The organism is Pseudomonas sp. P4_D7 (assembly GCF_056401755.1).
Genome location: NZ_JBFUIR010000046.1, coordinates 35,651 through 48,982 on the forward strand (window position 1 = coordinate 35,651; position 13,332 = coordinate 48,982).

The window sequence follows — 13,332 nt, forward strand, 5'->3', positions numbered from 1 at the left end:
ACAATCCCCGCTCCCCCAAGGAGCCCGCATGTCTACTCTGATCGCCGACTGGCGCGACCGCCCGACGCACCGCAAGGTCTGGGCACTCGCCGCGCCCATGATTCTGTCCAATATTTCCGTACCGTTGGTGGCGCTGGTCGACAGCACCGTTATCGGCCACTTGCCCCACGCCCATCAATTAGGCGCGGTGGCGGTCGGTGCCAGCCTGTACACCTTTCTCGCCTGGGCCATGGGCTTTCTGCGCATGGGCACCACCGGGTTTGCCGCTCAAGCCGCCGGGCGCAGCGACGGTGCCGCGTTGCGGCAGATTCTGTTGCAGGGCTTGCTGCTGGCGATGGGACTGGCACTGGTGCTTGGCACTTTGGGTGTGCCGCTGAGTAGTGTTGCGTTGCACTTCATGCAACCGTCGGCGGAGCTGGATCAGCTCACTCGGGACTTCTTCCACACGCGGCTGTTCGGCCTGCCAGCGGCGCTGGCCAGTTATGCGCTGGTCGGCTGGTTCCTCGGTACGCAAAATGCCCGGGCGCCACTGGCGATTCTGCTGACCACCAACCTGATCAACATCGTCCTCAATCTGTGGTTCGTCATCGGCCTGGATTGGGGCGTGGTCGGTTCGGCGCGGGCCTCGGTGATCGCCGAATGGAGCGGCGCCCTGCTCGGCCTGCTGCTGACCCGCAAGGCGCTGCGCGCGTACCCGGGGCACATCGCCTGGGCGGCGCTGAAAGTCTGGCAGAGCTGGCGTCCGTTGCTGGCGGTCAACCGCGATATCTTCATCCGCAGCCTGGCGCTGCAATCGGTGTTTTTCCTGATCACCGTACAAGGCGCGCGACTGGGTGATTCGACGGTGGCCGCCAACGCGCTGCTGCTCAATGGCTTGCTGCTGACGGCGCATGCGCTGGATGGTCTGGCCCACGCCGTCGAAGCCTTGTGCGGACACGCCATCGGCGCCCGTGATCGTCTGGCCCTGCGTCGCTCGCTGGTGGTGGCAGGCGGCTGGTCACTGATCGCCAGCCTCGGCTTCGCCATGCTGTTCCTGCTGGCCGGGCACTTGTTCATCGAGATGCAGACTGACATCCAGAGCGTGCGCGACACCGCGTTCGTCTACCTGCCCTACCTCGCCGTGCTGCCGCTGATTGCAGTCTGGAGCTACCTGCTCGACGGTTTGTTCATCGGCGCCACCCGCGCGCGGGAAATGCGCAACGGCATGCTGATCACCGTGGTGCTGTTATTGCCGTTCGCCTGGGCGCTGCAAAGTCTGGGCAATCACGGGCTGTGGATATCTTTTCTGCTGTTTATGGTGTTGCGCAGCCTGACCCTCGGTGCGCAAGCCTGGTGGCTCAAGCGCAACGATGGCTGGTTCAGTGGCGGCGTTCACTGACTCGGCGTGTGGGCGATAAACCCGACCACCTGATCAAGCACCGGCGCCAGACGCCGCAACGGCCGCGACAGGGTCGCCACCAAGGTTATGTGGCTGGGCCGCGAGTAATACAAATCCTGCGCCGGCACACCGGCCTCGCGCAGCTTGCTCGCAAGGCCACCGGTGTTGCGCGTCGGGTTGACCAGATCATCCCGGCTTGCCGCAATCAACAGCGCAGGCGGTGCGCCGCGACTGACATGGTTGATCGGCTGCGACTGCGGCGGTGAATCCGGCCAGAAGAACACCGGGCGCACCTCGGGATTCTTGATCGGCAGAAAATCATACGGCCCGGCCAGACCGATCCAGCCTCGTACATCCCTGGGCGACATGCCCACCGCCGCGAGCCATTCGCTGTCCAGCGCGAGCATCGCCGCGTTGTACCCGCCAGAGCTGTGGCCCATCAGATACAAGCGCTGCGGGTTGCCGGAAAACTCGTGGATATGCGCTTTGGTCCATGCCACCGCACGCGCCCCGTCTTGCAGGAACAGCGGATAGCGCACCTGTGGATACAAACGGTAATCCGCCACCACGGCAACAATCCCTCGGGACGCCAGCGCTTCGCCGACAAAGCGGTAGTCGACGCGCGAACCGCTGTTCCAGCTGCCGCCATAGAAAAACACCACCACCGGCGCGCCGGGCATCGGCTGATGCGGCACATACACGTCGAGCTTCTGCCGCGGATCGTCGCCATAGGCGATGCCCACGGTTTTGGCGTACGTGCTGTCCGGAGTCAACGCATTGAGCACCTGCACCGGCGAACAACCGCCCAGCACCAGCAGCAACACGATCCCCAACCCTTGCCGGAATAAACCTGCCATACGCGCCGAACCTCGCCTCAGGACTGATCGCTGCGCCACTGGCGCCGCACATGGTCAAGCCGCTGCTGTTGGGTCAGCCCCACCGGCGGTGGCACCAGCACGGCTCGCGGATGCAGCAAGCGTAGCCATAACCAGCCATCGAGCACGGTGCGGTCGCTGAATCCCAGCGTCAGGCCTTGATGCACATGGGAGGCCATCGTCGCGTAATCGGTTCCCAGCGATTGGCACCAGCGCCAGATATGCTGCTCCAGCAAGCAGGTTTGCAGGCGTTCGCGCTGGCGCCGGGTCAGGCTTTCTTCGATGCTCAGCGGCTCGACGGCTAGCCCCGGGTTGCGCAACTGCTGCCAGCCCAGACTGCCAATGGCCCGGTCGGCCCAAGTGCCACCGAACCAGCGCAGCTGACGAATCGGCCCGAGCCAGCGGCTCAGCTCAGCGGCATCGCAGGCATCGAAAAAATAGCTCGCGGTCTGCCGGTTGTAATAGCTGAGCAAAGCCCGGTGGTTCAATCCAAACGACACCGTGAGCATGCGCTGCAAGTGACTCAGCAGTTGTTGCGCCGCAACCTCACTGCTCAGCAACAGCCCGCGCCAGGTGTTCGGGTCGCTGTGACACAACGCGGCCAATGCCGGGCAGTCACGCAGCTCGATCAACACCGGGCCGTGCTCGCTGACCGGTTCGAACTCAGTGCCTTCGAACAGGCTGAAACACTGCACACCGGCAAAAGCCCGGTGCAGGGTCAGCAAGGCCTGCGGTGCATCCGGGCCATCGAGCAACAGCCACTGCGCCATGGGCTCAAGCGCCGCGCCATTCATGTTGCGCCGCTCTGTTCAAGCGCGGTGACCAGTCGGCAACTGCACACCGATTGAGCGCAATGGTTGAAACTGCCGCCGCCGGGGATCAGGCACAACAGCAGCAACGGTTCACCGCAAGTCAGCAGTTGCTGCAAGCCGTCACTCACCAGGCTGTTGGGCAGAGGCAACGGCAGGTCATCATCGGTGTCGGCAACGGCGGATGGCGGCTGCAGCACGCCGCTGATCATCGGCTGATCCGGATCCCCCTCAAAGAAACTCACCACCACCTCGACACCCTCGCTCAGCGCCGCCATGGACACCTGCGTCAGGGACGGCGCAAGCGGTAGCCAACAATGACTCGGAGCGGCCCCTTCGCCCTGGTAGAGCCAGTCGAATTGCACCGCCACCGGACGCATCCGGTCAGGCTGCGGCTCATCGACCGCCACCACCCAGGCCCGTTGCAGGCTGTGCATGCGCAGGCGCGATGACGCTGTAGCCGATGTGTACGGCACTTGCACCGTGCCGAACAGGCGGTTGACGTAGGGAGGTTCACGGGATGGATCGGCGCGATGTTCAATGCGTGTGAGCAACCACGGCCGATTGCATTCAGCGAAGGGATGACCGGCCAACCGCAGCCAGTGACCGCTGCGCAACGCTGGCAGTTCACTCTGGCCTTCAGCCCGTTGCACACCCGATAAACTGCTCCCGATTGCACTTTGCAATTGCCATTGCCGCAACGCGGGTGACCTATCTTGCCCGTCGTCCCCGCGCGGATACTGCGCGGTACCGGCCACGGGTAACTGCGCCGGATCATCGGCGAACACCAGGCAATGCCGGTCGCGATCGTGTTCAAAGTAGTAGTGAATCCGCGCCTGCGCACACAAGCGCTGGAGCAGTTGCAAATCGGACTCGCGGTACTGCGTGCAGAACGTCCGGGCCGGGTAGCCGCCGGACAGATCGAAGCGGCGCTGGGCACCAACAATCCCGTGCTCCCTGAGCACTTGTTCGATGATCTGCGGCACCGAACGGCCACTGAAGATGCGCTGGCTGAAGCGCAGCGCGAGGCAACCGAGTTTCGGCCCCAGACGGATCCGGCTCAATCTCGAACCCTCTGCGTGTTCATGCTGGACAAGGCTCTGCAATTGCCCGTGCACGCCCTCCCCCGACAGCCCGAAACAGAGGAACGCCGAACGGTATAGCAGGCCGGCGAGATCCAGGTGCGGATCGTCGATCAACACATCGATCTCGAACGCAAAGGATTCGCTGAGGGCTTCGCTACCGGTAAAGGCCAGGACTTCGAAAGGGTCGGACAGGCCCGCTACATCGAGACGAAAGGACGACTCGTTGACTGGTTCGAACATGGGCGGATCTCTACAGGAGGGGCGGTCGGGGATTCTCGCCGAGAGCCATGGCCGAGTAGAGAGCTGAAGTACAACTTAGGAAATGACCTACGCGAAAAGCAGACCGGATGACTTTGCTGGCCGGGAATGCCATGGATTTCGCGAAGATTTTGGGAGATATCCCACCGGATCATCCGAATTTTCCGCCACGCTCAGGAAAAATTCAGACAACCCGGCAAGATCGCCACCTGGCCTCAGGAAGACAGGTAGGAGGAGCGGGTCAGGCCCAGACGCAAGGCATCGAGAAATTGCGTGCGCTCGCTGGCACTGATGCGGGCACTGGCGCACTTGTCGCGGTAGTGAGTCATCAGTTCTTCCGGCGACAAGTGCACGTAACGCAGCATGTCTTCGATGGTGTCGTGGGTCTCGATACCGGCGTGGTACACGCTGCCATCGGCGTTCTGGTAGATGTTCACCGAGTCGGTGTCACCGAACAGGTTGTGCATGTCGCCGAGGATTTCCTGATAGGCGCCAACCAGGAACACGCCCAGCAGGTAGTCTTCGCCTTCATTCAAACCGTGTACCGGCAGGCTGGTTTCGATGCTCTGCTCGTCGACGTACTGATTGATCTTGCCGTCGGAGTCGCAGGTCAGGTCTTGCAGCACCGCGCGACGCAGCGGCTCTTCATCGAGACGGTGCAGCGGAATGATCGGCAGGACCTGATCGATTGCCCAGGTGTCCGGCAGGCTCTGGAATACCGAGAAGTTGCAGATGTACTTGTCGGCCAGCTTGTCGTTGAGTTCGTCGAGCACTTGGCGGTGCGAACGCTGACGTGCTTTCAGCGAGTTGTGCAGGCGACGGCACACGGCGAAGTAGCACTGCTCGGCCAGGGCTTTTTCCGCCAGGGTCAGTTTGCCGTCGGCGTACTGCGCGGCTACATCGCTCATGTAGTGGGTGGCGCGCCAGTAGGTTTCTGTGACCATTTCGATGTCGGTCGGGCCGAGCAGGTCAACCAGCCACTGCACGGTTTCCGGCAGGTTTTCCTTGTTTTCGATCAGCGGGATTTCGTCGTTATGCTTCTCGACGTCGGTTACCTGCACCACCAGCATGGCGTGGTGCGCGGTCAGCGAGCGGCCGCTTTCGGAGAAAATGTGCGGATGCGGCAGGCTCTGCGCGTCGCAGAATTCCTTGAGCATGCCAACCACGACACCGGCGTAATCGTCCATGTCGTAGTTGATCGAGCTGGCGTTGCGCGAGTGCGTGCCGTCGTAGTCGACGCCCAGACCGCCGCCGACGTCGATGTGATCGACCGGCAGACCGAGATTGCGCAGCTCGCCGTAGTAACGGATCGCTTCCTTGAAGCCGTGCTGGTAATCAGCGAGGTTGGCGATCTGCGAGCCCATGTGGAAGTGCAGCAGGCGAATGCCCTGATCCAGGCCTGCCGCGCGGAAACGCTCGACCACCGACAGCAGTTGTGCTGCCGACAGACCGAATTTGGATTTCTCGCCACCGGTGTCCGCCCACTTCGACGACGCCAGCGACGACAGACGCACGCGCAGGCCGACCTGTGGCTTGACCTTGAGCGAGGCGGCTTCTTCGATCACCAGACCGACTTCGGATTCTTTCTCGATGACGATGAAGACGTTGTGGCCAAGCTTCTGGCCCATCAGCGCCAGACGGATGAACTCGCGGTCCTTGTAACCGTTGCAGACGATGGTGCCGCCCTTCGGCGCCAGCGCCAGCACGGCCAGCAGCTCAGGCTTGGAGCCGGCTTCCAGACCGATGGAGACGTCCTGGGTGGCGATGATGTTCTCGATCACCGCTTCTTGCTGGTTGACCTTGATCGGGTACAGCGCGGTGTATTTGCTCTGGTACTCCAGGCGCTCGATGTTCGAATCGAAGGCACCGGTCAGTTGGCGAACACGGTCTTGCAGAATGTCGGGGAAGCGAACCAGCAACGGCAAGGACAAACCGCTTTTGCGCAGTTGGTCGACTTGTTCGAACAGGTCGATAGGCGAGCTGCTCGGACCGTTCGGACGAACTTCGACGCGACCGGCGTCATTGATCGCGAAATACCCGGCCCCCCAATGGCGAATCCCGTAAACACTGCGGCTGTCCGCAACTGTCCATTGGCTGCCATCGTCTTTGCGTGTGCGTCGTACGGACATCGAAGTCCCCTATAAAGAAGTCATAGTGCGTCGCCTGATCTCAGGCCGGCGCATTCTAAAGAATGAAAATGACGGTTTGTCAGCGCGGCGGTAGACCGCACTGACTGCGTGGAGTTTAGAAACCGGTCATGAACAGGCTCTGTGAAAACCATGGAGACGACGCCGGATCTGAAGTGTTTCAGCGCCGGATCAAGCCGCAGGTGGTTTTCACAGAGGCTGCTAGCCGCCGGACTTCTTCGCTTTGAAACCGTGCTTGATCAGCTCAGCCAAGAGTAGCTCGACATGATCGCCCTGGATTTCGATGATTCCGTCTTTCAACGCGCCGCCGGTGCCGCAACGTTTCTTCAACGTTGTCGCCAGCTCCTTGAGCGCGTCTTCGGCCAGTGGCACGCCGGTGATGGTAGTCACCGTTTTGCCGCCACGGCCCTTGCTCTCGCGTCGCACGCGGGCAATGCCGTCGCCAGCCGGGATCACGGTTTGTTTGCAGATACAGGCGTCCACCGGCTTACTGCATTCCGGGCAATGACGACCTGCGTCGGTGGAAAATACCAGGCCGCCCAGGGCGGCGAAGGATGCGGCTTTTTTGGCCACCGGCAATCCTCTCGGGAGGACAAAGACTGATCGCGACCTTGGGCAAGGTCATCGACCGCGAAGCCCCACTCAGGCAGGGGCAGCGCTACTGCACCGATAAAGCGCCAAATGCAGGAGCTGTCGAGTGAAACGAGGCTGCGATCTTTTGATTTCGACGCCAAAACAAAAAATCAAAAGATCGCAGCCTGCGGCAGCTTCTACAAAAAGCACTCGCGGTGCAGCTTGAAAAGGTCGCGCAGTGTAACGGCAAAAATCCCGATTGCTAAGTGCCAATCGGCGCCAATTTATGTGTTCTTTGCGACGTCGCTTTGCTGCGCCTTCAGATAGCGCTTCAATGCGGCCAGAGAGTCCGGGCAATAAGGCTTCTGCTGGATTTCCTGCAGCACCTGTTCGACCGGAATAAAGCGCGCTTCCAGCACCTCTTCCGGTTGCAGTTTCAATGGGCCGTCCCACACGGCAGAAAACGCCGAACACCACAGGCGATTGCCGGTGTCCTCAAAATAGAAATGGTCATGAGCCGTCAGCTCGACGCCGCTGACGCCCAATTCTTCTTCCAGTTCACGGGCCGCCGACTCGGCGTAGGTCTCGTCTGCCTGGACCATGCCGCCCGCCGCGACGTCCCAGTAGCCGGGATAAATCGCCTTGCTCAAGGTGCGCCGGTGCACGCACAGCTCACCGGCAGAATTGAACAACATGATGTAGGTGCCACGGCCAATCAACCCGCGCTCGCGCAAATCGGCGCGCACGAGCGCGCCGAGCAGGTTGTCCTGCTCGTCGACCCAGGCGATCTGTTCGGCATCCGAGGCGGCGCGATGGGCCGCCTCTTTGGCGTTCTGGCTCATGAATCAGCCCTGATTGAGCAGTTGACGCAAATCGATCACCGCCGCGTTGGCCCGGGAAATATAGTTGGCCATGACCAGCGAGTGGTTGGCCAGCACGCCGAAGCCGCTGCCGTTAAGAATCATAGGACTCCAGACCGGCTCCTGCGAGGCTTCCAGTTCACGGATGATCTGACGCACGCTGACCGTGGCGTTCTTCTTCGCCAGCACATCGGCGAAATCGACTTCAATGGCGCGCAGCAGGTGCGACAGCGCCCAGGCCTGACCGCGCGCTTCGTAGAACACGTTGTCGATCTGCATCCACGGGGTCTCGACGACTTCTTCGTCAACCTGCGGCACTTCGCCGATCGCCGGCACTTCGGTTTTCAGCGCAGTATTGAGTTTGACCCGGCCAACGCTGGCCGACAGGCGTTGCGACAGCGAACCGAGACGGGTGCCGACATCGCCCAGCCAGTTGTTCAGGTTGTCGGCGCGAGCATAGAACAGCGCGTTTTTCTGGGTTGGATCGGACAGGCGCGCCTGATAACGACTCAGCGAGTTGATGCCCTCCTGATATTCCGACTCACTCGACGGCAGGATCCAGCTTTTGTTGTCGAAGTTGAAACGCGGCTCGGCCTTGGCCAGATCGGCATCCTCCGCCGACTGCGACTGCGAACGGGCAAAGTCTTTACGCAGGGCACGGGTCAGGTCACGCACCTGCACCAGCACGCCGTATTCCCAGCTTGGTGTGTTGTCCATCCACAGGCCCGGCGGGAAGCGGTCGTTGGAAATGTAGCCGCCCGGCTTGTTGAGCAAGGTGCCGGCAACGGTCTTCAGGGTTTCGACGGTGGTGTAGCCGATCACCATCTGCTTGCCTTCTTTCTCGGCCGCCACTTGCGCGTTTTGTGCGACCGGAAACAGCGCCGGCTCCTGGCTCCAGTACCAGCCAAGGCCAATGGTCACCAGCAGGTAGATGCCGATCAGCGTGGCCAATGCACGGCTGAACAGTAATCCGCCAACATAGCTGCGGGTGGCCGACTTGGGTTCGGCGGCACGTTCAGGCGCGCTGCCCGCGCGGTTTTTCCAGTCCAGCATGGCGATATCCTTTCAATCACTTGGGTTCAACGGTTCGACCACAACCATACAACAACGTGCCGGGGCCGGGCACCCGCGCGTAAAGATAAGCCGCAATTCGTATGGGCGAATGACGCTTCGACGATGACTAAGGGAATCCCCGATGCCCATGCTTCAGCCCATCGGATTGAAAACCATCGCAAAGGTCATTCACTGCACGGATAAAAGCACGACTGCGCCGTCATCCTGATCACCCAGCTTAGTCAGTGAGTGCCCGGCCTACGGGGACTTGTCAGACACTCAGGTCAAAAACAAAACCGCCCGGTCAGAAACTGAATGGTGACGCACTGCAGATTATTGACGTACGACACTCGTGTAAGGGAAAAGAGGTGCTAGCATAGAGCCACCAGTCGATCTCAGCATGCAGCCTAACTAGTAGTCAGGATATGACCGAGCCAGAAGACCCCAGCCGTGAGCGTCTCAAGCACCACTTTGCCCAGCGGGTAATTCATCAGGCACGTCAGATTCTTGAGATATGGCAGCGCCTGCAACGCACTGAGTGGTCCAATGTCGATCTCGCCGAACTGAGCGAGGCCAACCTGCGCCTGCTGCGTTTTGCCGAGCGCTTCGAACAGCCCGAACACACGCAGCTTGCGCGCCATATCAGCCAATCGCTGGAAGCGGTGGACGCCAATCGCGGTCGCCTGAGCAGTGGCTTGATCACCGACCTCAATCGCTTGATGCAGCGCTTGTCACGCACCGGCCTGCGCCATGGCGATCAACTCGACCAGACTTTCCTGCCACCGCTGCGCAAACCGATCTATGTGATGCTGCAAGATCACGACCGCGCCGAACGCCTGGCCAAACAACTGGAATTCTTCGGTCTGAGCGCGCAGGCGCTGGACAGTGTGTCGGCGTTTCGCTCCTCGATGGTCGAGCGCCTGCCCGCGGCGATCGTCATGGACGTCGATTTCAGCGGTGCCGGCATCGGCCTGAAACTCGCCGCGGAGGCCCAGGTCGGTTTGGAAGAACCGCTGCCGCTGCTGTTCTTCAGCCTGCACGAAACCGACACGCCAACCCGTCTCGCCGCCGTGCGCGCCGGCGGCCAGGAGTTCCTCACCGGCACCCTCGAAGCGTCGAGCCTGCTGGAAAAGATAGAAGTCCTCACCTGCGTCGCCCAGTACGAACCTTATAAAGTGCTGATCATCGACGACTCGCGTGCACAGGCCTTGCACACCGAGCGCCTGCTCAACAGCGCCGGCATCGTCACGCGGACCTTGATCGAACCGATTCAGGCGATGGCGGAACTGGCCGATTTCCAGCCCGACCTGATCATCCTCGACATGTACATGCCAGCCTGCACTGGCACCGAACTGGCCAAAGTGATTCGCCACAACGATCGCTATGTCAGCGTGCCGATCATTTACCTGTCGGCCGAGGACGATCTGGACAAGCAGCTCGACGCCATGAGCGAGGGCGGCGATGACTTCCTGACCAAACCGATCAAGCCGCGCCACCTGATCACCACCGTGCGCAACCGCGCCGCCCGCGCGCGCAATCTCAAAGCACGGATGGTCCGCGACAGCCTCACCGGTCTGTATAACCACACGCACATTCTGCAATTGCTCGAAGACTGCTCGTTCCGCGCGCGCCGCGAGAACAAGCCATTGAGCTTTGCCATGCTCGACATCGACCATTTCAAACGGGTCAACGACAGCCACGGCCACCCGATGGGCGACCGGGTGATCAAGAGCCTCGCGCTGTTTCTCAAGCAGCGTTTGCGCAAAACCGATTTCATTGGCCGATACGGCGGCGAAGAATTCGCCATCGTCATGCCCGACACCGATATAGAGGCCGCGCACAAAGTGCTCGACGAGATCCGCCAGCGCTTCGCTGAAATCCACTACCCGGCGCAGCCGCAGGATTTGTGGTGCACCTTCAGCGCCGGCGTGGTGGAAATGCACGATGACTGCGACAGCCTGATGATGGCCAGTCAGGCCGATGAGGCGCTGTACCGCGCCAAGGGCGCCGGACGCAATCGCGTGCAGACCGCGCGCGACTCAAAGCAAAGTGCCACTTTTTCATCGGATTCCACTGATTCGGTCATAACCCTGTAACAGAACCGCAATAAATTCAGGCGCTTACCATTTCTGCCGTTGGTAGCCGTCATGCGCCTGAAGTTGCTCACCAATCTCAATACCCTGCTGTTGGTCGCCGTGTGTCTCGCACTCGGCGCGACGCTGTGGTGGTCGCAAAAAGCCCTTGAGCGCCCGTATCTGTTGATGGAGCGTTATCTGGGGCTGTCGCAGCAATTTCAGAACGAGGTGGCACGCAACGTCGAGGATTACCTCGCCAGCGGCGAYGCCTTGCGCCTGAGCAGTGCCAGTCAGGCCATCGACAATTTGCAGAAAGAACTCGGCGAATTGCCGCCAGCGCTGGCCGACACCCTGCGCCCGAGCCTGTCGGGCCTTGATGAATTCAGCAAGACCGACCTGCTCGCTGCCGGCAAACTGGCGGGCGACCCGCAGGCCTTGCTGTTGCAGGCAGAGCGCGAACTGAGCGCCAGCCTCGATCAGCTCAGCACTTACGCCAACGGCAATGCGGCTTATCTGACGCCGTTGCTCGTCGCTTCGCAGCACTTGGGCAAGCTGTCACTGGCGCGGGACAAACTGGTCAGCAGCGGGCGCAGTGAACTGGCCGCCGATGTTGAGCGCGAAGTCACCAATATCCGCTCGCAAGCTCAAGTGATTGATGCCCTGCCCTTGCTCGGCGTCGTCGCCAACAATGAATCGGGCAGCGACGATTTCGCCGCGCTGATGGGCATCGAGAGCAGCGAAAAAGCCGTTGCCGAAGACGCCGGTGTCGGGCTCAAACGTGAGCTCAACAGCTTGCTCGGACGCTATCCGGCGGAGCTGGCACGCACACGGGATCAGATCCAGAAACGCACCGACCTCAGCACCGCCACCCACCAGAAAATCGCCGCCGTGCAGCAGGCCATCGCCGGACTTGAGCCGGTCGTGCGCGCGCAGCACGGGCAAATTCAAGGCGAAGTGCGGCTGATGCAAGGCGTGATGATCGGCTTGATTCTGCTGATTGCGTTGCTCATCGACACCTTGCAGCGGCGGCTGGCCCGCACGCTGACCAATCTCGCTCCGGCGCTGTCGAACTGGGCCGAAGGCGATTTCAGCCGCGACATTCATTTGGGCAAAACCAACCGTGAACTGCACGACATCGAGGCCTCGCTCAATCGCTTGCGTGCCTACCTGGTGGATTTGGTCGGGACAATTCGCGGCAATGCCGAACAAGTCGCAGGCAGCAGTCGCACACTCGCCGAACTAAGCAACGACTTGCACAACGGCGCCGAACATCAGGCCGGTGACACCGCGCTGATCCGCGATTCACTCGGCGAGTTGGAGGCGACGATTCAGCAGGTCGCTGGCGATGCACAGCAGGCAGCGGATGCCAGTCGTCACGCCGGATTGGCGGTCGAGCACGGCCAGACCGTGATTGGCCAAAGCCTCACCGGCCTGCACGCGCTGGTCGGTGAGGTTCAGGGCAACGCGCAAATGATCGAGCATCTGGCCGAGGAGTCAGCGACCATTGGTGGCGTATTGACGGTGATTCGCTCGATTGCCGATCAAACCAATCTGCTGGCGCTTAACGCGGCGATCGAAGCGGCGCGTGCCGGGGAAATGGGTCGAGGATTTGCCGTGGTGGCTGAAGAAGTGCGCTCGCTGGCACAACGTACAGCCGGCGCAACTGCCGAGATTCAAACCCTGATCGCCGGCCTGCAAACCGCTGCTCGTCAATCGGTTGAAGGCATGCGCGCGCAGGTCGAGCACGCCGAAGCCACGGCCAATCAGGCGCAAGCGGCGGATGGTGCGCTGGATAAAATCGTCGGCGCGATCCAGACCATTTCCGACACGGCGATCCGCATTGCCGACGTCACGGCGCAGCAGAGCGGCGCGGTCAGCGAGATTCGCGATCACAGTGAGCGGATTCATCAGTTGGGTGGGGATAATCTGGTGCGTATCGGCCGCGGGCGTGAGCAGGGTGAGAATCTGCTGGTATTGGGCGGGCAACTGCATACGGCCGTTCAGGCATTTCGCGTCTGATGAACCGCCTTCGCGAGCAGGCTCGCTTGTATGGTAGGACTTGAAGGGAGGAGGAGGGACAAGGCTCGATTCTGACTGTTGACGCAGTACAGACCGTGGGAGATTTCGCCCCTCCTCCTTTCACCCAAGCGCCGATAAAGAATGCATCTGGCTAGACCGACGATAGGAACAAGCCTGCGCCTCTGGGTGAGCCCTTCAAG

The 13,332-nt window shown here is 61.3% G+C and carries 10 protein-coding genes; 3 read left to right on the forward strand and 7 right to left on the reverse strand.

The features are described 5' to 3' along the window. Positions 1-28 precede the first annotated feature (28 nt). Positions 29-1,378, forward strand: a complete 1,350-nt coding sequence (locus AC1DVF_RS23555; RefSeq protein ID WP_477783221.1) for an MATE family efflux transporter — start codon at positions 29-31, stop codon at positions 1,376-1,378. Here AC1DVF_RS23555 and AC1DVF_RS23560 read toward each other — a convergent pair. The 7 genes from AC1DVF_RS23560 to AC1DVF_RS23590 form a co-directional block, all read right to left on the reverse strand. Next, the gene (locus tag AC1DVF_RS23560) at positions 1,372-2,235 is read right to left on the reverse strand and encodes an alpha/beta hydrolase (RefSeq protein WP_460089734.1); all 864 of its coding nucleotides are present in this window, start codon (positions 2,233-2,235) and stop codon (positions 1,372-1,374) included. The two genes, AC1DVF_RS23555 and AC1DVF_RS23560, sit on opposite strands and share 7 nt — an antisense overlap. Positions 2,236-2,252: 17 nt before the next feature. Further along, complete coding sequence (locus AC1DVF_RS23565; protein ID WP_093430255.1) at positions 2,253-3,047, reverse strand: DUF4123 domain-containing protein; 795 nt, start codon at positions 3,045-3,047, stop codon at positions 2,253-2,255. Further along, positions 3,044-4,387 carry a type VI secretion system Vgr family protein gene (locus AC1DVF_RS23570; RefSeq protein ID WP_477783222.1) on the reverse strand — a complete coding sequence of 448 codons (1,344 nt, stop codon included), beginning with the start codon at positions 4,385-4,387 and terminating at the stop codon, positions 3,044-3,046. The genes AC1DVF_RS23565 and AC1DVF_RS23570 overlap by 4 nt, the downstream gene beginning before the upstream one ends. A gap of 233 nt (positions 4,388-4,620) precedes the next feature. Continuing rightward, on the reverse strand, positions 4,621-6,534 hold the full coding sequence (speA, locus tag AC1DVF_RS23575) for an arginine decarboxylase (protein WP_093430253.1): 1,914 nt from the start codon (positions 6,532-6,534) through the stop codon (positions 4,621-4,623). A gap of 219 nt (positions 6,535-6,753) precedes the next feature. Then, entirely contained in the window at positions 6,754-7,125 is a 372-nt protein-coding gene (locus AC1DVF_RS23580) for a translation initiation factor Sui1 (RefSeq protein ID WP_007914613.1), read from the reverse strand. 284 nt (positions 7,126-7,409) lie between these two features. Next, positions 7,410-7,967 carry an NUDIX hydrolase gene (locus AC1DVF_RS23585; RefSeq protein ID WP_093430252.1) on the reverse strand — a complete coding sequence of 186 codons (558 nt, stop codon included), beginning with the start codon at positions 7,965-7,967 and terminating at the stop codon, positions 7,410-7,412. Positions 7,968-7,970: 3 nt separating this feature from the next. Further along, complete coding sequence (locus tag AC1DVF_RS23590) at positions 7,971-9,038, reverse strand: DUF2333 family protein (RefSeq protein ID WP_016984927.1); 1,068 nt, start codon at positions 9,036-9,038, stop codon at positions 7,971-7,973. Positions 9,039-9,463: 425 nt separating this feature from the next. On the opposite strand from AC1DVF_RS23590, the gene gcbA reads away from it, so the two are divergent. Together gcbA and AC1DVF_RS23600 are read left to right on the forward strand one after the other, a co-directional pair. Then, on the forward strand, positions 9,464-11,134 hold the full coding sequence (gcbA, locus tag AC1DVF_RS23595; protein WP_093430251.1) for a diguanylate cyclase GcbA: 1,671 nt from the start codon (positions 9,464-9,466) through the stop codon (positions 11,132-11,134). A 954-nt stretch (positions 11,135-12,088) separates the two neighbouring features. Then, complete coding sequence (locus AC1DVF_RS23600; RefSeq protein ID WP_407047287.1) at positions 12,089-13,132, forward strand: methyl-accepting chemotaxis protein; 1,044 nt, start codon at positions 12,089-12,091, stop codon at positions 13,130-13,132. The last annotated feature ends 200 nt before the right edge of the window (positions 13,133-13,332 follow it).

What these genes read in the sequence shown, in the direction of transcription:
- AC1DVF_RS23555 (WP_477783221.1), top strand. Translation starts at nt 29, where the DNA reads ATGTCTACTCTGATCGCCGACTGGCGCGACCGCCCGACGCACCGCAAG.
- AC1DVF_RS23560 (WP_460089734.1), bottom strand. Translation starts at nt 2,235, where the DNA reads ATGGCAGGTTTATTCCGGCAAGGGTTGGGGATCGTGTTGCTGCTGGTG.
- AC1DVF_RS23565 (WP_093430255.1), bottom strand. Translation starts at nt 3,047, where the DNA reads ATGAATGGCGCGGCGCTTGAGCCCATGGCGCAGTGGCTGTTGCTCGAT.
- AC1DVF_RS23570 (WP_477783222.1), bottom strand. Translation starts at nt 4,387, where the DNA reads ATGTTCGAACCAGTCAACGAGTCGTCCTTTCGTCTCGATGTAGCGGGC.
- speA (WP_093430253.1), bottom strand. Translation starts at nt 6,534, where the DNA reads ATGTCCGTACGACGCACACGCAAAGACGATGGCAGCCAATGGACAGTT.
- AC1DVF_RS23585 (WP_093430252.1), bottom strand. Translation starts at nt 7,967, where the DNA reads ATGAGCCAGAACGCCAAAGAGGCGGCCCATCGCGCCGCCTCGGATGCC.
- AC1DVF_RS23590 (WP_016984927.1), bottom strand. Translation starts at nt 9,038, where the DNA reads ATGCTGGACTGGAAAAACCGCGCGGGCAGCGCGCCTGAACGTGCCGCC.
- gcbA (WP_093430251.1), top strand. Translation starts at nt 9,464, where the DNA reads ATGACCGAGCCAGAAGACCCCAGCCGTGAGCGTCTCAAGCACCACTTT.
- AC1DVF_RS23600 (WP_407047287.1), top strand. Translation starts at nt 12,089, where the DNA reads ATGATCGGCTTGATTCTGCTGATTGCGTTGCTCATCGACACCTTGCAG.